The organism is Streptomyces chattanoogensis, assembly GCF_001294335.1.
GTDB lineage: Bacteria > Actinomycetota > Actinomycetes > Streptomycetales > Streptomycetaceae > Streptomyces > Streptomyces chattanoogensis.
This window is the reverse complement of sequence record NZ_LGKG01000186.1, coordinates 1-22,048: the sequence shown is the minus strand read 5'-3', so window position 1 is coordinate 22,048 and position 22,048 is coordinate 1. Positions and strand designations below refer to the sequence as shown.

21 protein-coding genes and 2 pseudogenes are annotated in these 22,048 nt (G+C 68.7%); 16 read left to right on the top strand and 7 right to left on the bottom strand.

Annotated elements, in window-relative coordinates; translation table 11 throughout:
* Together ADL29_RS35730 and ADL29_RS42105 are read right to left on the bottom strand one after the other, a co-directional pair.
* Nucleotides 1–645: pseudogene (locus ADL29_RS35730) on the bottom strand (GTP-binding protein); the annotation flags it as partial.
* Nucleotides 644–793: pseudogene (locus tag ADL29_RS42105) on the bottom strand (50S ribosomal protein L31); the annotation flags it as partial. The pseudogenes ADL29_RS42105 and ADL29_RS35730, both read right to left, overlap by 2 nt.
* A 134-nt stretch (nt 794–927) precedes the next feature.
* Between ADL29_RS42105 and rpmB the strand changes: the two are divergent.
* The 10 genes from rpmB to ADL29_RS42100 all read left to right on the top strand — a co-directional run bounded on the left by rpmB (nt 928) and on the right by ADL29_RS42100 (nt 10,583).
* Complete coding sequence (rpmB, locus tag ADL29_RS35725; protein WP_053927674.1) at nt 928–1,164, top strand: 50S ribosomal protein L28; 237 nt, start codon at nt 928–930, stop codon at nt 1,162–1,164.
* Complete coding sequence (gene rpsN / locus ADL29_RS35720; protein ID WP_053927673.1) at nt 1,164–1,469, top strand: 30S ribosomal protein S14; 306 nt, start codon at nt 1,164–1,166, stop codon at nt 1,467–1,469. Before rpmB ends, rpsN begins: the two co-directional genes overlap by 1 nt.
* 243 nt (nt 1,470–1,712) lie before the next feature.
* On the top strand, nt 1,713–2,456 hold the full coding sequence (locus tag ADL29_RS35715; protein ID WP_053927672.1) for a hypothetical protein: 744 nt from the start codon (nt 1,713–1,715) through the stop codon (nt 2,454–2,456).
* Between the two features lie 238 nt (nt 2,457–2,694).
* A complete protein-coding gene (locus ADL29_RS35710) occupies nt 2,695–4,179 on the top strand; it encodes a PepSY-associated TM helix domain-containing protein (RefSeq protein WP_053927671.1) in 1,485 nt (494 codons plus the stop codon).
* A gap of 390 nt (nt 4,180–4,569) precedes the next feature.
* Entirely contained in the window at nt 4,570–5,121 is a 552-nt protein-coding gene (locus ADL29_RS35705; RefSeq protein ID WP_053927670.1) for a GNAT family N-acetyltransferase, read from the top strand.
* 123 nt (nt 5,122–5,244) lie between these two features.
* Nucleotides 5,245–6,714 carry a type III PLP-dependent enzyme domain-containing protein gene (locus tag ADL29_RS35700; protein ID WP_053927669.1) on the top strand — a complete coding sequence of 490 codons (1,470 nt, stop codon included), beginning with the start codon at nt 5,245–5,247 and terminating at the stop codon, nt 6,712–6,714.
* On the top strand, nt 6,711–8,030 hold the full coding sequence (locus tag ADL29_RS35695) for a pyridoxal-phosphate dependent enzyme (protein ID WP_053927668.1): 1,320 nt from the start codon (nt 6,711–6,713) through the stop codon (nt 8,028–8,030). The genes ADL29_RS35700 and ADL29_RS35695 overlap by 4 nt, the downstream gene beginning before the upstream one ends.
* Nucleotides 8,023–9,243 carry an aminotransferase class V-fold PLP-dependent enzyme gene (locus tag ADL29_RS35690; RefSeq protein WP_169795286.1) on the top strand — a complete coding sequence of 407 codons (1,221 nt, stop codon included), beginning with the start codon at nt 8,023–8,025 and terminating at the stop codon, nt 9,241–9,243. Before ADL29_RS35695 ends, ADL29_RS35690 begins: the two co-directional genes overlap by 8 nt.
* An 87-nt stretch (nt 9,244–9,330) precedes the next feature.
* Nucleotides 9,331–10,086 carry a class I SAM-dependent methyltransferase gene (locus tag ADL29_RS35685; protein WP_053927677.1) on the top strand — a complete coding sequence of 252 codons (756 nt, stop codon included), beginning with the start codon at nt 9,331–9,333 and terminating at the stop codon, nt 10,084–10,086.
* 194 nt (nt 10,087–10,280) lie between these two features.
* Complete coding sequence (locus ADL29_RS42100) at nt 10,281–10,583, top strand: hypothetical protein (RefSeq protein ID WP_078971538.1); 303 nt, start codon at nt 10,281–10,283, stop codon at nt 10,581–10,583.
* 146 nt (nt 10,584–10,729) lie between these two features.
* Here ADL29_RS42100 and ADL29_RS35675 read toward each other — a convergent pair whose 3' ends face one another.
* The 3 genes from ADL29_RS35675 to ADL29_RS35665 all read right to left on the bottom strand — a co-directional run bounded on the left by ADL29_RS35675 (nt 10,730) and on the right by ADL29_RS35665 (nt 11,986).
* Nucleotides 10,730–11,143: a (2Fe-2S) ferredoxin domain-containing protein gene (locus tag ADL29_RS35675; protein ID WP_053927665.1), complete on the bottom strand. Its 414-nt coding sequence runs from the start codon at nt 11,141–11,143 to the stop codon at nt 10,730–10,732.
* A 121-nt stretch (nt 11,144–11,264) separates the two neighbouring features.
* On the bottom strand, nt 11,265–11,540 hold the full coding sequence (locus ADL29_RS35670; RefSeq protein ID WP_053927664.1) for a hypothetical protein: 276 nt from the start codon (nt 11,538–11,540) through the stop codon (nt 11,265–11,267).
* On the bottom strand, nt 11,486–11,986 hold the full coding sequence (locus tag ADL29_RS35665; protein ID WP_053927663.1) for a Fur family transcriptional regulator: 501 nt from the start codon (nt 11,984–11,986) through the stop codon (nt 11,486–11,488). The genes ADL29_RS35670 and ADL29_RS35665 overlap by 55 nt, the downstream gene beginning before the upstream one ends.
* A 106-nt stretch (nt 11,987–12,092) precedes the next feature.
* On the opposite strand from ADL29_RS35665, the gene ADL29_RS35660 reads away from it, so the two are divergent.
* The 5 genes from ADL29_RS35660 (at nt 12,093) to ADL29_RS35640 (ending at nt 16,382) form a co-directional block, all read left to right on the top strand.
* Complete coding sequence (locus ADL29_RS35660; RefSeq protein ID WP_053927662.1) at nt 12,093–13,046, top strand: metal ABC transporter substrate-binding protein; 954 nt, start codon at nt 12,093–12,095, stop codon at nt 13,044–13,046.
* The gene (locus ADL29_RS35655; RefSeq protein WP_245689776.1) at nt 13,043–13,861 is read left to right on the top strand and encodes a metal ABC transporter ATP-binding protein; all 819 of its coding nucleotides are present in this window, start codon (nt 13,043–13,045) and stop codon (nt 13,859–13,861) included. The genes ADL29_RS35660 and ADL29_RS35655 overlap by 4 nt, the downstream gene beginning before the upstream one ends.
* A gap of 4 nt (nt 13,862–13,865) precedes the next feature.
* Nucleotides 13,866–14,726, top strand: a complete 861-nt coding sequence (locus ADL29_RS35650) for a metal ABC transporter permease (RefSeq protein WP_053927661.1) — start codon at nt 13,866–13,868, stop codon at nt 14,724–14,726.
* The gene (locus tag ADL29_RS35645; protein WP_063788597.1) at nt 14,723–15,637 is read left to right on the top strand and encodes a metal ABC transporter permease; all 915 of its coding nucleotides are present in this window, start codon (nt 14,723–14,725) and stop codon (nt 15,635–15,637) included. The genes ADL29_RS35650 and ADL29_RS35645 overlap by 4 nt, the downstream gene beginning before the upstream one ends.
* 64 nt (nt 15,638–15,701) lie before the next feature.
* Nucleotides 15,702–16,382, top strand: coding sequence for a DUF6445 family protein (locus ADL29_RS35640; RefSeq protein WP_053927660.1), 681 nt, complete (start codon nt 15,702–15,704; stop codon nt 16,380–16,382).
* Nucleotides 16,383–16,440: 58 nt separating this feature from the next.
* Here the strand turns inward: ADL29_RS35640 and ADL29_RS35635 are convergent, their stop codons facing one another.
* Both ADL29_RS35635 and rpmF read right to left on the bottom strand, forming a co-directional pair.
* Nucleotides 16,441–17,640 (bottom strand): GTP-binding protein, encoded by a 1,200-nt coding sequence (locus tag ADL29_RS35635; protein WP_211274452.1) that lies wholly within the window; start codon nt 17,638–17,640, stop codon nt 16,441–16,443.
* A gap of 50 nt (nt 17,641–17,690) precedes the next feature.
* Nucleotides 17,691–17,864 (bottom strand): 50S ribosomal protein L32, encoded by a 174-nt coding sequence (rpmF, locus tag ADL29_RS35630; RefSeq protein ID WP_053927659.1) that lies wholly within the window; start codon nt 17,862–17,864, stop codon nt 17,691–17,693.
* A 2,720-nt stretch (nt 17,865–20,584) separates the two neighbouring features.
* Here rpmF and ADL29_RS35625 point away from each other — a divergent pair.
* Entirely contained in the window at nt 20,585–21,847 is a 1,263-nt protein-coding gene (locus tag ADL29_RS35625) for an AbiJ-related protein (protein ID WP_157878659.1), read from the top strand.
* Nucleotides 21,848–22,048 lie beyond the last annotated feature (201 nt).

Sequence of the window (22,048 nt, the reverse complement as noted above, 5' to 3'; positions counted from 1 at the left end):
GATGCGAGCGGCGGCGCAGACCAGATCCTCCAGGGCCGCGTGGAGCCGCCCCGGGTGGAAGGGCCGCTCACGCCGCCACACGAGAGTGTCGACCCCGTGCTCGTCGGCCTCCTGCGGCAGCAGCGCACACGCCGGATGCTGACGCGCCGCTGCGGCCTCGACGTCGAATCCGGCCATCAGGGCAGGGCCGAGCGTGCCCTCGCCGACCCACAAACGCTGTGCGGCCGGGGTGAGTTGGGCGAGCAGTGCAAGGTCGGCGTGGTCCGCCGGTTCGTCTCCCGCGGCGAGGGCGAGCACGGTGGGGTATTCGATCTGCCGGGCGAAGGTGTCGGCGATCGTACGCTGATCGGCGGGAGCAGCCGCGAGACCGGCCTCGGCCAAGTCGTCCCCGTTCGACAGGTACGGCAGCGCGAGCGCCGGGTCGACGGCGGTGGCCACCCCGGTCAGCTCCAACGCTTCGCTCTCGGCCGCGATGACAGCGGCCATGGCCTGCGGCTCGACCGAGTCCCACAGCTCCACGACAGCCAGCCGATACGTTCCGGCGTCGGCCAGCCGCACCAGCTCCGGGACCAGGTCCTCGCGCAGCGCACAGCACGCGCAGTCGTTCACCAGCGGCGTGTGACCGCTGTCGACCGGGCCGGTAACGCGCCGAGGAGATCTCCACATCGATGACGGGGTAGGTGTTGCCGTCCTCCCACTCCACCGTCTTGTCGCTGGTGGCGGTGGAACGGGTGAGGAAGGCGAAATCGCCGGCGCTGTCACGGAAGACGACGGGCCGGTACTCGGGGTGGATTCCGGGGTGGACCGCAGCTTGATGATCGGACGCAGTTCGTTACGAGCCATGCCGAGCAGCATACACAAGTGGTTTTCATTTTCATCTAGCTGCTACGGTGCTGCCGTACCGCCCACACACGATCAAGAGGGACCATGTCCGCCCACTGCCAACTCACCGGCCGGCAACCCGGCTTCGGCAAGACCATCTCCCACTCGCACCGCCGCACCTCGCGCCGGTTCGACCCCAACATCCAGCGCAAGCGCTACTGGCTCCCGAGCGAGAACCGCTACATCCGGCTCACCCTCAGCACCAAGGGCATCAAGACCGTCGACACGATCGGCATCGAGGCCGCCGTGGCCCGCATCCGCAACCAGGGAGGAAAGGTCTGATGGCAAAGAAGAGCAAGATCGCCAAGAATGAACAGCGGCGCGAGATCGTCGCCCGCTACGCCGAGCGCCGCGCCGAGCTGAAGGCGGTCATCGCCAATCCGGGCACCTCCGACGACGAGCGCGCGGCCGCTCAGCAGGAGCTGCGCCGCCAGCCGCGCGACGCCAGCGCCACCCGGATCCGCAACCGCGACGCAGTCGACGGACGCCCTCGCGGCCATCTGCGCGCCTTCGGCCTCTCCCGCATCCGGGTACGCGAAATGGCCCACGCCGGGGAGCTCCCCGGCGTCACCAAGAGCAGTTGGTGACCTTCATCGCGCCGCACTGACGCCCGACCCCACCAAAGCCGGGGGCGGGCACCGCGTCCGACCCGCTCAACGTCGCGCAGGGTGGGGCGGAGCGGCGCCGGGCCACCCGCACCGCGACGCCCGGGAACCTGCTGACGCAAACCCGCGGCGCCTGGCGTCGACAGCGGTGCCGGGTCCTCATCGAACGCGATGGACTCCCCCGCACGCAAGGCCGCAGTCGGTGGTTGGCATGATGTCCCGGCTATGCCTGTCGCCGCTGCTCTGCGATATGTCCGGGCCGCGGTGTTCGCCGCGGTCTGCGTCGCGGTGTCCGCGGCCGGGCATGTGCTGATGTCCGGCACGGGGCTCCCCGTGTGGGCCTCGGCCGCGGCCGCCATGGCGGTGTTCGCGGCCGCGACCCTCGCGGCCCACAAGGAGCGTTCCCTCACCGCGATCACAGCCGGTGTGCTGACCGTCCAAGGCGCGCTGCACCTGTTCTTCTCGCGCGTGCAGCAGGGCGGGGCCGCGGAGAACATGGTCATGCGGCCCCCCGCCGCGCCCGCAAGGGCCGACCTGTGGGCGAGCCGGATGATGTGCAGCGGCCACTCCCGTTCCGCGGACCCGGCCCCTGGGCTCCCTGGCCGGTCGATGCGGCACGTCGTACCCGACGCGGGCCTGGCACCGGGCTCCCTCCACACGCACGCCATGCCGTCCATGCACCATTCCGGCACCGGGATGATCGCGGCGCACCTCGCCGCGGCACTCGTGTGCGCCTGGTGGCTGCACCGCGGCGAGCGTACGGCGTTCGCCCTGCTCAGAACACTGCGTACGGCAGCCGACCGGACCGTGCACCGACTACTGGCCCTCTTCGCCGCGGGTCCGACGGCACCGCTCGGCCACTGCGCACCACACCGGATACGGCAACGGGCCGCGACCATCCCGCCCCAACTCCCCCTCGTCAGGCACACCCTCATCCGCCGCGGCCCACCCCTGTCCTTCTCGTACTGATCACCCGCGTGCCTGGCCCGACCCCGTGGGGTCCGGGCGCTGCACCGCATTGGCCTGCCCCGACGTGGGCTGCCTGCGGCGCCCGGCGCGACGCACGCGGCTTCACCGGATGGCGATAGGTACGCCCATCCCCGCTCACCGGCGGCTTCGCGCTCCCGCCACGCCGTCGGTCCTTCCTTTGTGATCACACGCGGCCCGGGCACTGACCGGCCACGTGGAACGAGAAAGACAACTGGCAATGACGCACGTCCCCAGCCTGTCCGACGACAGAACCCAAACCGACCCGGACAGCAACAGCGGCAGCGACCGCACACGGCCGTCCCGTAACCAGCTCTACAAGACGCTGTGGCGCTGGCACTTCTACGCCGGCCTGCTCATCACCCCCCTGCTGGTGCTCCTCGCCGTCACCGGCGGCATCTACCTGTTCAAGCCCGCCTACGAGGACTGGGTCTACAAGGACCTGCGCACCGTCCAGGCCGCCGAGAACGCCAGGCCGGTGCCGCTGGCCGAGCAGGTGGACGCCGTACGGAAGGCGAAGCCCGAGGCGACCATCCAGTCGGTGACCCCGCCCAGCGACCGCGACCACAGCACGATGGTCACCCTTGCCGCGGACGGCGGCGGCGAGTGGGCCCCGACGGTCTCTGTGTACGTGAATCCGTACGACGGCAAGGTGCTGGGATCCGTCGACAACGGCAAGACCTTCATGCACACCGTCCGCGAGCTCCACGGAAACCTGCTCTCCGGGACCGTCGGTGACCGCCTGATGGAGCTGACCGCATCCTGGGCGGCGATCCTCACCTTCACGGGCCTGTACCTGTGGTGGCGCACCCGCTCGACCCGTGGCCGGACCGGCCGCCGTGGCCTGCGCCGCTGGCACGCCACCGCCGGTGCGGTTCTCTCCGTCTTCCTACTGATACTCATCGCCACCGGCCTGCCCTGGACCGGCGTCTGGGGAGACCAGCTCCAGAAGATCATCACCGCGACCAAGCAGCAGGCCCCGAGCGCCTGGGACTACAAGGTCTCCTCGACCGTTCCCAAGACTGCCGATCGGCTCACGACCAACCCGGACACCTCCGTACCCTGGGCTGCGGAGAAGCTCCAGGTGCCGAGCTCGCAATCGGCCGGCGAGCACGCAGGCCATGAGGGTCACACAGGGCATGGCGAGACGGCTACAAGCCATGCCGCGCCGGGCAGCCTGCCCATCGAGCGAGCCGTCGCCATCGCGCACCGCCACCGCGTTCCCGGCACCTTCACCGTGACCCTTCCGCAGGGCCCGAAGGGTGTCTACACGATCTCCGGCAAGTCCGAGGCCGACCCCGCCAAGCAGCGCACGCTCTTCCTCGACCAGTACTCCGGCAAGGTGCTCGCCTCCTACGGCTGGCCGCAGTACGGCTTCCTGTCGAAGCTGGTCGAGCAGGGCATCGCCCTCCACCAGGGCGAGCGCTTCGGCCTGCCCAACCTGCTGGTCGCCCTCGGCACCTGCCTGGGCGTCATCGGCATGGCGGTAAGCGGAATGGTGATGTGGTGGCGCCGCCGCCCGACTGGCAAGGCCCTCGGCGCGCCCCGCCGGGCGCAGGATGCCAGGGTCACCCGCGCGGTCGCCGTCCTCATGCTGGTCCTCGGCCTGGCCATGCCGCTCGCCGGCCTGTCCATGGTGCTCATCCTGATCCTGGACTGGTTGCTCATCCGCCGGATCGCGCGTCTGCGACGCTTCTTCGGCTGACACCTGTACGGCAAAGGGAGCGTGCACCGCACGGTGCACGCTCCCCTCGGCTTTGCCGATCCGTAGGAGTGAACTCCGCGTCGATGAGTCCGGGAGGTGCCGGGCCTCTTGCCGGGGCGGCGCCGGGATGCGTCTGTGCGCCACCATCTCCCATATTGCAAATGGCATCCATTTCCATTTATCCTGAGTGCCGCGTCGCCGAGAGATGCCCCCCTGAACACGGCCGCGAGCGCCCCGAGCTCGCACCGAAGACGCGAGGACTCCGGGTTGGGCAGTGGTCGCAGCCACGGCACTGCCCAACCCGGCATATCCGAAAGGGCAGTCCAGCCCCGGGCGACGCTTGGGAGCGCTCCATCACAGCTTCCTGCCCACCTCTGGGAGGGTGACCTCATGACTGAGCGCACTGCGCCCGAATTCACCCAGATCATCCACCCGTGGGAGATCAACCCCGAACAGAGGCGGGAGCTGATCGAGTGCTGGACGGTCGTGAGCAACGCAGGCGGCGCTGTCGTACCGCTCGGGTTCCCCCCTCCTCCGGTGGGCACCGAAGAAGTCGCACCGGCGGTCGACGAGTTGATCGCCGGGCTCGATCCGCAACGCGGCCGGCTGCTGCTCGCCACCATCGAGGGTGACCTGGCGGGATGGCTGGTCGTACGCCGTGACCCGCACCCCTTCATCGCGCACTGGGGCGAACTCAACCACCTCCAGACGCACCCGCGCTTCCGTGGTCGCGGCATCGGCACCGCGCTGATGCACCGCGTCCAGGACCTGGCGCGGGAAGAGATGGGCCTTGAACAACTCCACCTCGCCGCCCGGGCGGGCATGGGGCTGGAGGAGTTCTACCGCCGTCTGGGATGGCGGGAGATCGGCCGCTGGCCCGGGGCGCTACGGCTCGCTCCCGGCGACGACCGCGACGACATCCTGATGGTCCTCACCGTCTGACCGGTCGCCGGCGCGAACGAACCCGACACGCCTCGGGCGGGCGTAAACGGCCCCGCGGTTGGAAAGAGATGAGGGCTGGACTCCGATAGCGACGTGTCATCCTCACCGAGGAGGAACGCCTGGATGCACGGTGACCCCTTGTACCTGGAGCCGGGCCTCGAACCGCCGCTCTCGTCCTTGCTGGAGTCACCCGCGTTCCTTCACACACTGGTCGACGCACTGGGCTCCCCCCTCAATGTCCTGCTGCCCGACCGGATCGCGGAGAACATCGAACGCTTCCGCAGCGTCCTGCGTCGGCACAGGCTCGCCGGGCAGGTGTTCTTCGCGCACAAGGCGAACGGTTCCAGTGCCCTGGTGCGACGACTCGCTGCCACGGACGCCGCCGTCGACGTGGCATCGCTGGGCGAGCTCCAGCATGCTCTCGGTTCCGGCTTCACCCCGGACCGGATCGTGGCGACCGGCCCCAAGGATCCGCAGTTCCGGTGGCTCGCCGTGCTCACCGGGGTCACCGTCAGCGCGGATGGGCAAGGGGAGCTGGAGGACATCGCCACCCTCGTACGCAAGCACGCGCTGCCCCGTGTGCGGGTCCTGCTGCGGCTGTCGGATTTCGGAGCCTCCGGCATCAAGGTGCTCTCCCGGCAGAGCCGTTTCGGTACCTCCGTACGGGGGCTGGACCGGCTGCTGGACGCGGTCGAGCGCCTCCGGGACGCCGTCGAGCCGACCGGCGTCGCCTACCACCTCGACACCACCAGCCTCGACGAGAAGGCCCTCGCGCTCGAAGGCTGCCTCCATGCGATGAACGAGCTCCGGCGCCGGGGGTTCGAGCCGCGCGCCATCGACACCGGTGGCGGATACGGCGTGAACTACCTCGCCCACGGCGCCCAGTGGGACCGCTACACCACCGAACTGGCCCTCGCCGTCCTGGGGCGCCGCCCGCCCCTGACCTGGGGCGGGCACGGCTACGGTCTGCACGCCGCGAACGGCACCCTCCGCGGGGCCCTGAGCCTCTACCCGGCCCACCGCCCGGTCGCCGGACCCGCCTACCTCGACACACTGCTGTCGACGCCCGCACCGTCCCTGGGCCGCCCGCTGGGCACACTGCTGCTGGAGAACCTGTACGACCTGTACATCGAACCCGGCAGGGCGCTGGCCGACCAGTGCGGGCTGTCCCTGGCACGGGTGCAGGAGGTGCGCGGTACCGAGTCCGGGGACCACCACCTCATACGCCTTGGGATGACGGCGAGCGACGTGAGCCTGGAGGAACACGGTGTCCTCATGGACCCCTTGCTCCTGCCCCGCGATGGCGCTCCCCCTGAGCCCGGCGGACCCGTAGGGGTGTACCTGACCGGCAGCCTGTGCCTTGAGGCAGACCTGATCACCCGTCGGATGGTCCACCTGCCACGCCTGCCCCGGCCGGGCGACCTGCTCGCCTTCGCGAACACGGCGGGCTACTGCATGGACTTCAACGCCACCCGGGCCCAGCGGCAGCCCCTCGCCCGCACCGTAGCCGTGCACCGGGACGCCGGCACCTGGCAATGGCGTCTCGACGACGAGTACTGGCCGATCAACTGCCATGGGGGGCATGAACAATGAGGTACGACAGCATCACCGATGCCATAGGCAACACCCCGCTCATACGCATCGACCCGGCCGTCCACGGCCTGCGCAATATCGACCTCTACGCGAAGCTGGAGATGCTCAACCCCTTCGGCTCGGTCAAGGACCGCGCCGCCTGGAACATGGCACGGCCCGGCCTCCCCGGCGCCCGGGAGCGGGGCGAGACGCTCGTCGAGCTGTCGAGCGGGAACACCGCCAAGGCGCTGGCCGTCATCGCGGGCATGCACGACCTGTCGTTCAAGAGCGTCACCAACCGGATGCGGGTCCCGGAGATCAAGGAGCTGCTCCTCCTGCTGGGCGCCGAGATCGAGGAGCTGCCCGGTCGGACCGAGTGCCTCGATCCGACCGACACCGATGACCCGTTGACCCGCTTCCACCAGGAGCTGACCCGGCCCGGCAGTGCACATCTCCACACCGATCAGTACTTCAACGCGCTCAACACCGAAGCACACGAGACCGGCACCGGACCGGAAATCCTGGCGGACCTCGACGGCCGGGCCCCGGACTGGTTCATCGCCTGTGTGGGCACCGCGGGTTCGTCCACCGGGGTCGCCAGGGTGCTGCGCGACCACGATCCGGCGGTACGCGTCGTGGGACTGGTCGGACAGAAGTCGGACTTCATTCCGGGTATCCGCAATACCGACGAGGTGCACGAGGTGGGACTGTTCGACCCCGCCACGTACGACACGATCGAACCGGTCGGCTCCGGTGAGGCCATCGACGGGATGCTGACCCTCGTCCGCCGCTGCGGGATACTCGCCGGGCCCACCGGCGGCGCGGCGTACTTCGGCACCGTGCGCCATCTGCGCCCGCTCGACACCGAGCTGACAGGCCGTAAGACGGCCGTGTTCATCGTCTGCGACCGGATGGAGAGCTATCTCAGCTACGTACGGGACCGTCGGCCGGAGCTGCTGGGCCGCCCGCCGCTGATGAATTCCGTGGCCACGCTCACCGACGCCGAGGTACGAGCCGCCGACATCATCGACACCGCCGACGCCCAGAAGTGGATCGCGGCGGAGCGGCCGCTCGTCATCGATCTGCGCAGCCCCTTCGCCTACGCCGCCCTGCACATCGAGGGATCGGTCAACATCGTCGACGAGCTGTTCGACGAACTCCTGCGGGGCGGCCTGCCCTTCAGCAAGCGGCAGCCCGTACTGCTGGCCTGTCCGGTCGGCGAGAAATCCGCCCGATACGCCGCCCTGCTGACCCGCATGGGCCACCCCGACGTGCGCAGCCTGGCCGGCGGCATCATCGCCTGGCGCGACGCGGGCGCCACGCTGGTGCGTGACTGACGTGGACCGCCCCCGCCCGTGTGCCGCCCTTGACGACCTGCGGCCATGGCAACGTGCGCTGCGCGCCCAGTTCCCCATCATCTCCGCACATCCGGACCTGATCTACCTGGACAGCGCCGCCACCGCACAAAAACCGCAGCCCGTCCTGGACGCCGTGCAGCGCTACCTCACCACCTCCAACGCCAACGCCGGCCGGGGCACCTACCCCTGGGCCAACGCCACGACGACGATGGTGGAACAGACCCGCGACCGGATCAAGGAGTTCCTGAGCGACCCGGCCCCCGACCGCTCGGCCGTGCACCTCACCAGCGGCACCACCGAAGGGCTGCGCAGCATCGCCCGAGACTGGCTGGCCGCTCCCGGCGTCGTCCGTGACGGCGACGAGATCGTCGTCCCCTCCGCCGACCACCAGGCGAATCTGGAGCCGTGGCTGGAGGCGCGGGAACTGCTCGCCCGCCAGGGCGTGCGGATCCTGGTGCGGGAGCTGCCGTACCAGGACAGTTCCGGCGACTACGATCCGGCGGCGCTCGCCGAGCTGATCGGCCCGCGCACCCGCTTCGTCGCAGCCACCCATGTGCACCACGTCTACGGCAGCGACATGAACATTCACCGCATCCGCCGGGTGGTCGGACCCGACGTACCGATCTGTCTGGACGCCGCCCAGAGCATCGGACACCTGCCGGTCTCCGTCGCCGAACTCGACGTGGACTTCGTGGTGTTCTCCGGGCACAAGGCGATGGGCCTGCCGGGCTCCGGCGCGATCTGGGCCCGGAGAACACGCGGGCCCGCGTTCCGGCCCGGGGGCTGGAGCGGCACCCCGAACACGGTCGGCGCCGTCGCCCTGACGGCGGCCCTGGACTGGCTGGAGGCAGCAGGCCCGGCCCGTATCGAACGGTGGACCCTAGGTCTCGCAGCCCGGCTGACCGACGGACTGAGCCGACTGGACGCCTACGACGTCCTGGGCTGCGGCCAGAGCCTGGCCGCCGACTCCCCGGCGCAGCGGCGCCGCAGCATCGTCACCTTCCGACATCGCGACATCAGCTCGGGCGACCTCGGGTTCATCCTCTTCAGCCACGGCTTCATGGTGCGTTCCGACAGCCACTGCCAGGCCGGAGCGTCAAAGAACGAGAGCTCCGTACGGGTGAGTCTGCACGTCTACAACACCCTTGAGGAAATAGAAGAGTTGCTCTCCACGCTCGCCAGCCTACAATGATTTTCATTAGCGCTGGCTCCGCTCGGCGGCACCGCCCGATGATGCCGTGCCGATGAGCCGGCGGCATTGGCACGCGGAATGGCCGGGATGGAACTGAGCACAGAGACCGCCACGCGGTGGGTGGAACGCTGGGAAGGCCAGCAACAGCGTTACGCGATCGACCGCGAGGAGCGATTCACCGTGATCGCCGATGTGGTCGAGCATGTGACGGCCGGCCGGGCGACACCCCTGATCGTCGACCTCGGCTGCGGACCCGGAGCACTGGCGGCACGACTGGCCGGCCGGCTACCGCACGCGGAGGTCCTGGCCGTCGACGCCGACCCACTACTCCTGGAACTCGGCCGCGTCTACCACGGCTCCGCCGCCCGCTACGTCGAAGCGACAATCGGCGAACCAGGCTGGCTCGACACCCTCGCCCTGACCCGGCCACTTGATGCAGCCGTCTCGGCGACAGCTCTGCACTACCTCGGCGAGCACACCCTGCGGCAGGTCTACCGACAGCTCGCGACCGTGCTACGCCCCGGAGGCGTCCTGATCAACGGCGACCACCTCTCCCCTAACGGCGCCAAGATCTCCGACATCGCCGCCAACGTCGGCCTCCGCCACGCCAGGCGCCAGGCAGCCTTCGCCCACGAGGACTGGCAGTCCTGGTGGACGGCGGCCGGCGAGGACCCGGACCTCGCCGACCTGCTCACTGCACGCAGCCGCCGCTCGCTGCCGCACTGCGAGGGAAACGACCTGACGGCAGCCGACCACGTCGCACTGCTGCGCGAGGCGGGATTCGAGGACGCCGGCACGGTCTGGCAATTCGGTCACAGCCATGTCCTGGTGGCCATTCGCTGACCCTGTGACACCTCTCACCGCCGTCGATGACGGCGGAATGAAAGCGGTTATCGTCGCCACGACACGACCCCTTTTCAGTCCTTGGCACCATTCCCGACTCGTGAAAAGTTGACGGGAAATGGAGGGAATTCCCCTTCCAGATATGTGTGGTGCCGCCTCATTCATGAGGCGGCACTTGGACCCAAGGAGTAAGCGTGACGACAGCTGCCGCGCACCAACCCCATATCGACCACGCCCATTTGCACGGCGAGGGGTGCGGCCACGTGGCCGTACCTCACGACGGCCACCTGGACTACGTGCACGACGGCCACCTCCACCGCATCCACGAGGACCACGTCGTCGAGTGCGAGCCAAACGAACACCGGGAACATTCCGGCCATTCCCATCAACACGGGGAAGGCTGCGGCCACGTGGCCGTACCTCATAACGATCACGTGGACTACGTGCACGACGGCCACCGGCACGCGGCCCACGGCGGGCACTGGGACGATCACTAATCCCCTCTCCGAACCACCTTGTCCAGAGCGGGAACACGAGGCGAGAATGAATGCCGATTCGCGCCGGCTTTCCGTTTGACTTTCGCTTTCACACTCGGCCTTACGGTCACCATGGGTTCATGAGCGCAAGCCGGAGCAGCCGGGCTCTAAGCGCGGCGCCGCCCACCGCTTCGCGCGGCTCTCTGCGGGCGCACGAGCTGCAGCGCGAGAGTGGCCGGCGGCTCGGCGATACCCGGTCCGCCGGCCGCCACCCAGGCAAGGATGTCGTCGGTGCAGGCGTCGTCCATCGCCCAGCCGATCCACGTCGAGCGGCCGCCCCGACGACGCCCGTCGCTGGAGGGCTGGATCACCATGACGTTGGCCTGACCGCACGGGCCGAGGCAGTCGCTCGTACGGACCGCGAGCCGCCCGCCCGAATCCGCGGCGGCCGCACAGAGTCGGTCGAGCTGCCACCGATGGTCGATGGCCGGGTACTTGCGCACATTGCCGCAGCAGCATCCCCGGCACACCACCACCGTGCACGGGCGTACGCAGTAGGGACGTATCGACGCAGCACTCACAGCGTGTTCCCGTCCGGCAGGCGATGGGCCACAGGGTCCCCTTCCCGTTCGGCGGCCACCAGCAAACGCGGGCCGGACCCGTCCGCTCCCACCTCGCCGGACTCGTTCCCGAGGGCGCTCTTCATGTCGCCCCTCCGGTGGCGCCGGCGAGCAGAGTGCGCAGCTCGCCCTCGGTGATCTGCTCGACAGCGCGGCCCACGGTCCATCGGCGCGGTTCTCCCTCCATGGGAAGTACAGCGATGACGGTTTCCAGCGGCGGGCAGCCGGGCTCTGTGGAGGCGAGCTGGCGGATCACGACGGCGGTGTCGGCGTCGAGGACGAGCAGCCGTCGTACGGACTCCTTCAGCGCGGCGATCTGCGGGGATCTGAGGGGCGGCGGGGGGATTCTTGACGGCATGACGTTTCTCCTTGTTGGGCGGACGGTGCACAGCCGGCACAGACGCCAGTCAGTTCGAGGGTGTGCTCGACATCCGTGAAACCGGTGTGCTCGCCGATACGGTCGGCCCACGCCTCCACGACCTCCGTGTCGACGGCCCGGCTGCGTCCGCAGCACCGGCAGATGAGGTAGTGACGGTGGCCGTCCTCCGGCCGCTCCCGGTAGAGCCGCTCCCCGGTCTCGTCGCGCACGACATCGAGGCGTCCGGCCCGTTCCAGGTCGCGCAGGGTGCGGTAGACGGTGCTGAGGCCGACACTCACGCCGGCTTCTGTCAGCAGGGCGCACAGGGCCTGGGCGGAGATGAAGTCCCGGAAACCGACGAGCGCTTGCAGCACCGCAGTGCGCTGGCGCGTTCTGCGCGCGCCCGGCTCCACGGTGTCCGTCCGCCCCGCCGCTGCCCCGCTCATCTCGACTCCCAGTTGACCTACGCCTGTCGATCACCCAAACTATCTGAACATGATTTTCATGTCCATCGATGTCTGACTCTCACCCAGTCACGCCCAAGGAGATCCCGTGCACCGTCCGCAGCAGGCCCTCGTCGCTCTCGCGGCCATATCCCTCACCGCGTTCCCACTGGCCGGCTGCGGCGCGAAGGGCGGCAGCGCCCAGGCCGACGGCTCGGGGCCGGGCACGCTGAAGGTGGTGGCCACCACCACCCCGGTGGCGGACTTCGTACGCAACATCGGCAAGGGCCGCGTCGACCTGCTCCAGCTGATCAAGCCGAACGCCTCGCCCCACGAGTACGAGCCCACGCCCGCCCACCTCCAGGCGATAGGCCAGGCCAAGGTGCTGTTCGAGAACGGTGCGGGGCTGGAGGAGGAATGGCTGGACAAGCCGGTCCAGGCCGCCGGGTTCAGCGGCAGGACCGTCGACACCAGCAAGCACGTCACGCTCCGCCAAGGCGAGGACGAGGAAACCGGCAAGCCCGCGGACGACCCCCACATCTGGCACAACCCCCGCAACGCGAAGATCATGTGCCGGAACATCGAGCAGGCACTGATCAAGGCCGACCCCGACCACAAGGCCGACTACCACGCCAACTTCACCGCCTACGCCGACCGACTCGACGCACTGGACAAGGACATTGCGCGCAAGATCGGCTCCCTGCCACGCGAGAACCGCAAGCTGGTCACCAACCACGACGCCTTCGGCTACTACATCGACCGCTACCACCTCACCTACGTCGGCGCGGTCATCCCCGACTTCAGCGACCAGGCCGAACTCTCCGGCAAGCAGATCGACAGCCTGGTGCAGAAGATCAAGGCACAGAAGGTGAAGGCAGTCTTCGGCGAGAGCTCGCTGCCGCCCAAGACCGCGAAGGCCATCGCCCGCCAGGCCGGCGTCAAGGTGATCGCCGGAGACGGCTCGCTGTACGGGGACTCGCTCGGCCCCAAGGGCTCAGCAGGAGACACCTACCTCAAGAGCGAGCGGTTCAACACCAAGACCATCGTGGACGCGCTGAAGTGACCACGCCCAGCATGCCCGCGCCGCGCGCCATCCCCTCACCCCGCACCGAAGCCGGCCCGCACGGACCACAGCCCGCGATCGTCTTCGACCACGCTTGTCTGGGCTACGGCTCCAAGGTTGTCCTCGACGGTGTACACGGCTCGGTCCCCCGCGGCCAGGCACTCGCCCTCATCGGCCCCAACGGGGCGGGCAAGTCCACCCTCATCAAGTCGGCGTTGGGACTGGCGACCGTGGCCTCGGGTTCGGTGACCGTGTGCGGGCGGCGCCCGGCCGCCGCCCGCCCACACACCGCGTACGTGCCGCAGGCCGACACCCTCGATCCCGAATTCCCGGTCACCGTCGGGCAGGTGGTGCTGATGGGCCGCTACCGCGCCGTCGGCTGGCTGCGCCGGCCCAGGCGGCACGACCGCATCATCGCCGCCGAGGCACTGGACCTGGTCGGCCTCGCCGACCGGTCCCGGGACCGCTTCGGCACGCTCTCCGGCGGACAGCGGCAGCGCGTTCTCCTCGCCCGGGCAATCACCCAACAGGCCGCCGTGCTGCTGCTGGACGAGCCCTTCAACGGCGTGGACGCGGTCAGCAGGGATGCACTTATCGGCGCGCTGCGTGAGCTGAAGAGGGGAGGCGCCGCTGTTCTCGTCAGCACCCACGATCTGGCGATCGCCCATGCCGTATGCGAGCAGGTGTGTCTGCTCAACGGGCGGCAGTTCGGCTTCGGGCCGCTGCAGTCGACGCTCACCGCCCGGAACCTCAGGGCCTGCTACGGCGCGCAGGTGCTTGAGGTGGACGGCAGCACCGTAGTGGCGGGGGTGTGACGGCATGGCCGTCCTCACCGACCCCTTCCAAGCCCCTTACATGGCCCGTGCCCTGGCGGAGTTGGTGATCCTCGGGATACTCGGTGGCGTCGTGGGCGTGTTCGTGCTCGTACGCCGCCTGGCATACGTCGCCGACGCCCTCACCCACACCGTCTTCCCCGGTGTCGTCATCGGCTTCGCCGCCGGCGCGGCGGACGGGGTGTTCTGGGGCGCCCTCGCCGCGGGCCTGCTCACCGCCGCCCTGCTCACGCTGCTCACCCGCACCCCCCGGATCAGCGAGGACGCGGCGCTGACCCTCATCCTCACGGCGCTGTTCGGGCTGGGGGTGGTGCTGGTGTCACGCCGGCACAGCTACCACCACGACCTGACGGCATTCCTCTTCGGCCAGGTGCTCACCGTCACCCGGCAGGAGATCGTGCAGAGCGCGGCTCTGGCCCTGGTGTGCCTGACCGTCCTCGTCGTCCTCGGGCGTCATCTGACGCTACGGGCCTTCGATCCGGAGGGAGCCCGCGCCCTGGGCTACCGCATCGGGCTGCTGGACCTCGCACTCCACACGGTGATCGCACTGGTAGTCGTCGCAGCGGTCCGGTCGGTCGGCACCGTACTGGTCATCGCGCTCGTGATCATCCCCGCGGCCGTCGGACGCCTGGTCTCCCACCGCATTCCCGTGATCGCCACCACCGGCGCCGTGTTCGGCGGGCTGTGCGGCTGGCTCGGGCTGGCGGCCAGCAATGAAGCGTCGATCCGGTACGGGTTGCCGCTGGCCGCCGGCCCGGCCGTGGTCCTGCTGATGGTCGGCGGATACCTGGCACTGCGCGTCACGACCGCCCTCACCGGCCGGATGGCCTGGAAGGCACGGACATGAACTGGCTCGACTCCTATGCCCACCGCGCCGTGCTGGAGGCGGCACTGGTCGGCGCCGTCTGCGGGGCGATCGGCCTGCATGTCCTCCTTCGCCGCCTGAGCTTCTTCGCCATGGCGATGACCCATGCGACCTTCCCCGGCGTGGTGCTGGCCACCGTGACCGGCTTCGACCTCTACCTCGGTGGCGCGGCAGCGGGCCTCCTCGGCTGCCTGTGCGTCGTCGGCGTCTCACGCCGCCGCGATCAGGACACCGGCACCGCTACAGGCATCATGCTGGCGGCCGGTTTCGCCCTCGGCGTCGCCCTGCTGTCCGCCTCCAACGGCTTCAGCAAGAACCTCGAAGCCTTCATGACCGGCTCACTCCTCACGGTCTCCGACCACGACCTGACGACCACGGCAGGCGTCGGCGCCGTCGTCCTCCTCGTCCTCGGCGCGCTGCACAAGGAACTCGTGCACGGCGCCTTCGACCCCGAAGGACAGCGGGCCGCCGGATACCCCGCAGCGGCCCTGGAACTGCTGCTCCTGCTGCTGGTGGAGGCCGTCATCGTGGTCACCACACCTGCCGTTGGCGTGATGCTGGCGATGTCCCTGATCATCGGCCCCGCCGCCACCGCCCGCCTGTGGACCGACCGGATCCGCTGGGCCGTACCGCTGGCCATGGCCCTCGGTGTCGGCGCGTGCCTGATCGGCCTGGAACTGTCCATCCGCTGGGACATGGCCGCCGGAGGCACCATCACCCTGGTCATCGCCGCCCTGTTCCTCGCCACCCTGGCCGTATCGCCGCATGGCATTCGCGCCAGAGTGCAGCGCCGCCTCCCACGAACCCACGACTCTGTCCCCGAAGGCTCATCCGAGTCCGTTCCCCAAGACGAAAGCGAGATGACGACGCCAGAACCCCTACGGCTGCGGTGAGTTGACGGAGGATTGACCACTTCGCGGGAGAGCGCTGACGCGGGCCGACCCTAAGGTCGGCCGCATGCCCCCACATACCCCGAGCCCCCCGGCGCTCCCCGTCCTCCCCTACCGAAAACCCACACCCGGCCGGGACTACTGGATTCTGGACAATGTGCTGCCCGACGTCGATGCCGTCCGGGCCCGCTGCCTTGCGAAGGACGACTGGGTCGAAGGCTATCCGCACAAGCCCGAGAGCTGGCCCGGCCTGCGCACGATGCCCGGGCTCGAACCGGCCGAACTGGCCCGCGTCGAAAGACTGGTGAGGAAGGCCACCGGCGCGCGTCGGCTGTGGCAGGAAACCGCCCCCGGCGGCGGCACCCTTAACCACAACTGCATCCAGGTCGTGGGCGGGGAGGAGTGCGAGCCGCGTCCCCACACCGATTCACGATCGCTGTGCCGCTACGCCGCTGTGCTCTATCTCAACCCCAATGTGCCCAAGGACTGTGGGACCAGCTTCTACCGCCAGAGCCTGCCGGGTGGCCTGCTCGGCGGGAACATGGTGACCTCGCCGCACAACAACCTGGTCGACGCCCTCGGAACGCGCTTCGTCCCGCCCGACTCCTTCACCGAGGATGTACAGGTATCGCACCGCTACAACCGGCTGCTGCTCTACACCGCCAGCATGATGCACAGCGCCACCGGCTACTGGGGCAGGACCCTGGAGGACAAGCGGATGACCGCCGTCTTCTTCTGGATGGCATAACGCCCGTGCCGGACCAGCAGGCAGCTGGTCCGGCACGGGTACATGGTCTTCAACGTCTTCAGCCGGTGGGGACGGCCTCGTGGCCGTGCTCGTGCTCGCAGGCGTCGTCGATGCCGTACGTCTCCCAGGACGGGAACGGATCGTCCAGCCCGGCGGCGGTCTCACCGTCCCGCAGGAGGCAGGCGGTGAGCCGTTCGGCCAGGGCCTCCTTGCGCAGGGCGGTGCCGATGAAGACCAGCTCCTGCGCCTGCTGTTCGCCGCTGCGGACGCCGGCCGGCTCGAAGCGGGCGACGACGCCGGCCTGGGACCACAGCCCGGTGACGGCTGGCCGGGTCGCAAGCCGGAAGAAGCCCTTGGAGCGCAGGACGTCGCCGTACGCCCCGCTGTCCAACTCCTCGGCGACGAACCGCCACAACCGCTCGGGATGGAAGGGCCGTTGGGCGCGGAAGACGACGCTGGAGATCCCGTACTCCTCGGTCTCCGGGACATGGTCTCCGTTGAGTTCGGCGACCCAGCCCGGGGCCTGCTGGGCCTTCTCCACGTCGAACCGGCCGGTGCCGAGGATCTCGACCGGGTCCACCCGCCCATGGCGGACGGGCACGATACGGGCCGAGGGGTTGAGGCGGGCCAAGGTGGCCTTGAGCCGGTCCCTCTCGTCCTCGCTGACAAGGTCGAGCTTGTTGAGCACAATCACGTCGGCGAACTCGACCTGGTCCATCAGCAGGTCGCTGACCGTGCGTTCGTCGTCCTCGTACTGATCGAGACCGCGCTCCGTCAGCTCGTCGCCACGCGCCAGCTCGGGGAGGAAGTTGGCGGCGTCGACGACGGTGACCATGGTGTCCAGGCTCGCGACGTCCGCCAGCATCGCCCCGTCATCGCGGGCGAACGAGAAGGTGGCGGCCACCGGCATGGGCTCGGAGATCCCGCTGGACTCGATGAGCAGGTAGTCGAACCGGCCCGCGCGGGCGAGCCGGTCCACCTCCTCCAGCAGGTCGTCCCGCAGCGTGCAGCAGATGCAGCCGTTGGTCATCTCCACCAGCCGCTCTTCGGTACGCGACAGCGCCGCTCCGCCGTCGCGCACCAGCGCCGCATCGATATTGACCTCGCTCATGTCATTCACGATCACCGCCACGCGAAGCCCCGCGCGGTTGTTGAGGACGTGGTTGAGCAGCGTGGTCTTGCCCGCGCCGAGGAATCCGGAGAGCACGGTGACGGGCAGAGGGCGGTCGACGGCGGCGGGTGCGGCAGAGGCGGACACGGGCGGTTCCTGTTCGTACGGGATCGACTGGGGAATGCGGCGTGCGCTTGTCACTTCCCGGGAAGCGGCAGCAGCCCTCGCTCGTAGGCGCGTACCAGCCGACGCGGCACGTGGTACTCGGCGCCGTCGACGTAGACCGGGGCGAGGTCGGGGGTGGTCGCCTTCCACTGCGCGCGGCGGTGGCGGGTGTTGCTGCGGGACATCTTGCGCTTGGGAACGGCCACTGAGGGAACCTCCTGAGGAATCAGTGCTGCAGACCCAGAAGCTACATGAAAACGAATGTCATGCGCAAAAGAACCGTCTTGAAGACGGCGGCACTGACCCGGCGCACACGCGCCTTCTGGTCGCCACCACATCGCCTACAACGTCACCGAGGTGGGGTCACCCTCACTGCCGGCGCCATCACCCCCTGCCCTGATCGGCCTGGGGCTGGACCCGGTCATCGAAGTGTCCTCCGCCGCCACGGACACCTGGCAGTTCTCCGCCTCCGACCCCGCAACGCCGGAAACCTCACAAGACCGTGACGGGCAGTCGCTTGTACGCCGCGTCTCTCCGCTCTCCAGGACGCGCGGCAGCCAGCACGTGGAGCTGTGGACGGTGACGGGCACGCGAGGTGCGCAGCCGCAGGTCGCCCAACTGTCACGCTGCCTTTGCGTCATTCCAAGCGGTGGGCGCTGGTGTGGTGTTGATATCCAGGAGCGCTATGCGACCTCCCCGTTCTGCTGCCACGAGCATTCGCCGCCCGATCCACGCAAGGGACGTGGCAGGGGAAGTCAGATGCCATGCGGCGAGGGAGGTGTAACCATTCCGCTGGTGCCGGACTCCGGCGTGCCACAGGCGGATGGTGTAGTCGGATCCGGCCGTCGCGAGCATGTCCCCGTCGCCGGGGCGCCATGCCACCGCCGATGCGCAGACAGGGAGTACAGCCAAGCGCGTCGGCCGCCTGTGGCCGATGGACCAGAGCGACAGGTGGCGCTCGGCCGGTACAGCCAGCCGGCGCCCGCTGCCGCTGAAAACCGGGCCGTGCTGCCCTGAGCTGTCCTCGCACTCAACCGGCCGCCCCGACGGGCGATGTGTCTCCCACAGCAACGTCTTGCGCTGGTACGTCGAGCCAACAGCCCATCGGCCGTCGATGGACAAGGTGAGATCGCCCGGAGCGCCGCTGTAGGCATGGAGGGCGACCGGCTCGCGGCGTGGGGGCATGAAGCAGCGGACGTGACCTGCCAGCGAGACCGCCAAAAGACGTCCGCCCTGCGCACAGGCTACGTGGGTGGCTGCAGCCGGGAGGGAGGTTGTGGACCACTGCGCCACGCCATCAGCGTCGTAGGTGGTGACATGGCATCCTTGCGCAATCGCCACGACGCCCGGCCCCGTCCAGCGTGCGCGGATGCACGCCTCGGGAGTGGTCCGCGTGATCAGCCTGCCGTCCGTGGCGCGCCACAAACCGTATCCACGGGGGCCTGTCAAGGCCAGGTTCCGCCCATCAGGAGAGAAGGCGAGATCCGTGACGCCGCCGGGCAACGCGACGTGGCCGTGCTCCTCGCCTCCATCAAGATCTAGCACACGAACCCCACCGCGGTGGCCGGCGACAGCGATGAGGCCAACGCCCACCGACAGCGAGGTCGGTTCCCACGGGAGGCGCCTCGACCAGAGCTGAGGTCCCTGCGAGTGTTCACCGGTTGCCGGGGACGTCAGCGCTCGCATCACGGCCGCGCTCCTGCCTGGGGCCTGGAGGGGCGGCGGGCGTGGGAGCGGGGCCGCGGTGAGGATTCGTTAACGTGCATGGCGATCTTTCATCGAAGCAAAATGAGAATCGTTTCCATTAAACACTGTGATGAGGTCCGACTGCGAACCGGGTTCCGAGTCTCCTCGCCGGGTCGGGCCAGCTGGGGTGCGGTACGAGAGCATCAAGGCGTCGGAGCCCCGCGGTTCCGTGGCCGCAGTTGGCGCTGGAAGCGCGCGCTGCCGTTCATTCAATGCGGACCACCGATGCACAAGCCCCAGCCCACACCGCACCCCCTCACCCTGCATGGAGCCGAAAGAGTGGCCCTCGGCATTGGGAGTCCCCTGGGACTTTTCTGGGACTTGCGACCGCATCAACGGGTACGAGCGTGAAACAGCCGAAAGACTATCCGCGCAGGTCAGCGACGCATAGCCGCCCAGCGCGGCAGGTCACGGAGCCACCTGGTCTCTTCTGGGATATCTGACCAGCAGGACTCAGTCGGTCCGCACTCAGCGCCGCCTCCCCTCGTCGCCCCATCGGTGCTCGCCACCTTGACAGGGTCTGACCTGCCCAACAACGCGGCTGACACCCCATCAGAACGAGCGCCAAATGAGCGTCATGTCAGCGTCAAGATATCGCCCGTAACGCCCACACTGCACATTTTGCGCACACGCAAAAGTGCAGGTCAGGAGCCCTTCGCGGCCTTTTCGAGGATCGCCACGCACTCCACGTGGTGCGTCATCGCGAAACATGTGGAACAGAAACACGTGAAAGGAATCGCAGGTCAGCGGTTCGGCCGGGACAAGCGGGACGAACAGCCATTGTGTGCTACGGGCACTGTGTGCGCTACGAGCGTTATCTTGACGCACGAGGCCGTAGGGGATGACGGCGGCCGCCGGGGCTTGAGACCCGCACGTCGTGTGCCGCCAGGAGCCACTCGTCACACCCTGCGTACAGCGGCTACTGAACATCGGCGCGGTCCGGATGCTGACGGACACACGGACCGCAGCACGCACCTACAAGCCCGACATCCCCTGCAAGGTCGAGTGGGTGACCGGGAAGTGCCCGGCACATGCCCCACGCCGCATGCACCCACGCCTATCGCATAATGCGGTCCGAAGAGCAGACAGACGCCTGGCGCCAACCACGACACCTCTCACGCGACCCCACAACCGCCATGAAGGCTCGGCAGACGCGCCGCTGGCACGCCATTCTGGTGTCATGACGCACTCCGACCAGGACAACGCAGCAAGGATCACAGCGGTGACACGGCGCGATGTCTTCGATTTGCTACGCGCTGCGGAGGGCGACTGGTGGGGACGCCTGGACGAAGTCGCCCTCCTGGGCGCCTTGTACGACCTGGATGCCCTCCCATCGACCGACTCGCGCCACCCGACCGCCCGCGGCGACATCATCCAGCACCGGTTCAACAACTACGACTGGGAGGACGATTGGGTCTTCGAGGATCCGCGGTTCCGGCTTCTTGATGGCCCGGACGAGGTGTTGCTGGCCTTCCTCGCGCGGCTGGTGCATCCCGAGGTACGCCCCGATGCCGATGAGGCGGCCAGGCGTGTCGATGAGCTGAACCGGCTGCTGGCGGCGGACGGTTGGGTCCTGCGACCCCGAGGCTTCATGTCCGGGCGGCCCGTCTATGCGCCGTTCCCAGAGAGCGCCGTCACTCCGACGATCCCATTGCCGCTCAGGGACGACGACGCGAGCAAGCTCGATCTGGTCCTCGGACAGACCCACCATCTGCTTGATGACGACGGCGAAGGGTTGGCTCGGGACCTCGTCCGCTCGGCGAAACTCACGCTGCGCCGCGACGGTGGCTACTTCCATCCGATGCCCAACGACAACTGGACGGATGCCACTTACGAGGCTGTCCTCGCCGTGGACCGCGCGCTCGTGCCAGAGTTCACGACAGCAATGGTCGAGGCGATTTGGCAAAGGCTAGAGACCGTCCTCAAGCTGCTGGAGCGCGAGGACGTGCAGTCCCTCGTGGTCGAAGCCGCGATGCGCCCGCTCCCGGAGATCACGCAGGACTGGCGGCATCAAGGCAGCAGTCCAACCAACCAAGCCCGCCGCGAAAGGCGAAGCGACCAGGGATACCCGACTGCGGACGACCTGGTGTTCGGCAGTCGAGCCGAACTCGCTGTCTACCAGGTCCTCCAAGACCTCCAACGAGAGCGCCCCGCCCAGAGCGGCATCGCGATCCTGCCACTGGCCTCCGCCAAGCTGCGGGATGCCGGCGTACGCAGCCCGGACTTCACCGTTCTGGGAAACGGCCGAGCCGTCATCATCGAAGTTGACGGACCACACCACTACGGCCGAACCCGCAAGGCTGACGACGAGGATCGCGACCGGCATTGGACGCGCTGCGGCGTCCACACCATCCGGATCGCCCATGAACACACCAGCCATCTCGGCGAACTGAAAGAGCGGCTCCGCGAAGACCTCGGTCGACTGCTCTTCCCGACTCGCTGATCTTCGCGGACGACGCCATCGGTGCGCCTGGACACAAAAAGGCGGGTTGAAGCTACCTCGGCATCTGCTCACGCGAACGACACTCGTGACCACGAGCGGACGACTAGGCAGTTTCGTTTGGATCAGTCGGTCGTTGGTCTGGGTATGCCGTTAACTGATGTGCAGTGGAGGCGAATCGAGCCGTTGCTCCCCGACCGGACG

Excerpts from the sequence above, each read along its gene's own strand:
- ADL29_RS35645 (WP_063788597.1), top strand. The coding sequence starts at position 14,723 with ATGAACTGGCTCGACTCCTATGCCCACCGCGCCGTGCTGGAGGCGGCA.
- ADL29_RS35705 (WP_053927670.1), top strand. The coding sequence starts at position 4,570 with ATGACTGAGCGCACTGCGCCCGAATTCACCCAGATCATCCACCCGTGG.
- ADL29_RS35625 (WP_157878659.1), top strand. The coding sequence starts at position 20,585 with ATGACGCACTCCGACCAGGACAACGCAGCAAGGATCACAGCGGTGACA.
- ADL29_RS35670 (WP_053927664.1), bottom strand. The coding sequence starts at position 11,540 with ATGCCGTCAAGAATCCCCCCGCCGCCCCTCAGATCCCCGCAGATCGCC.
- ADL29_RS35715 (WP_053927672.1), top strand. The coding sequence starts at position 1,713 with ATGCCTGTCGCCGCTGCTCTGCGATATGTCCGGGCCGCGGTGTTCGCC.
- ADL29_RS35640 (WP_053927660.1), top strand. The coding sequence starts at position 15,702 with ATGCCCCCACATACCCCGAGCCCCCCGGCGCTCCCCGTCCTCCCCTAC.
- rpsN (WP_053927673.1), top strand. The coding sequence starts at position 1,164 with ATGGCAAAGAAGAGCAAGATCGCCAAGAATGAACAGCGGCGCGAGATC.
- ADL29_RS35650 (WP_053927661.1), top strand. The coding sequence starts at position 13,866 with ATGGCCGTCCTCACCGACCCCTTCCAAGCCCCTTACATGGCCCGTGCC.
- ADL29_RS35695 (WP_053927668.1), top strand. The coding sequence starts at position 6,711 with ATGAGGTACGACAGCATCACCGATGCCATAGGCAACACCCCGCTCATA.
- ADL29_RS35700 (WP_053927669.1), top strand. The coding sequence starts at position 5,245 with ATGCACGGTGACCCCTTGTACCTGGAGCCGGGCCTCGAACCGCCGCTC.
- ADL29_RS35685 (WP_053927677.1), top strand. The coding sequence starts at position 9,331 with ATGGAACTGAGCACAGAGACCGCCACGCGGTGGGTGGAACGCTGGGAA.
- ADL29_RS35710 (WP_053927671.1), top strand. The coding sequence starts at position 2,695 with ATGACGCACGTCCCCAGCCTGTCCGACGACAGAACCCAAACCGACCCG.
- rpmB (WP_053927674.1), top strand. The coding sequence starts at position 928 with ATGTCCGCCCACTGCCAACTCACCGGCCGGCAACCCGGCTTCGGCAAG.
- ADL29_RS35665 (WP_053927663.1), bottom strand. The coding sequence starts at position 11,986 with ATGAGCGGGGCAGCGGCGGGGCGGACGGACACCGTGGAGCCGGGCGCG.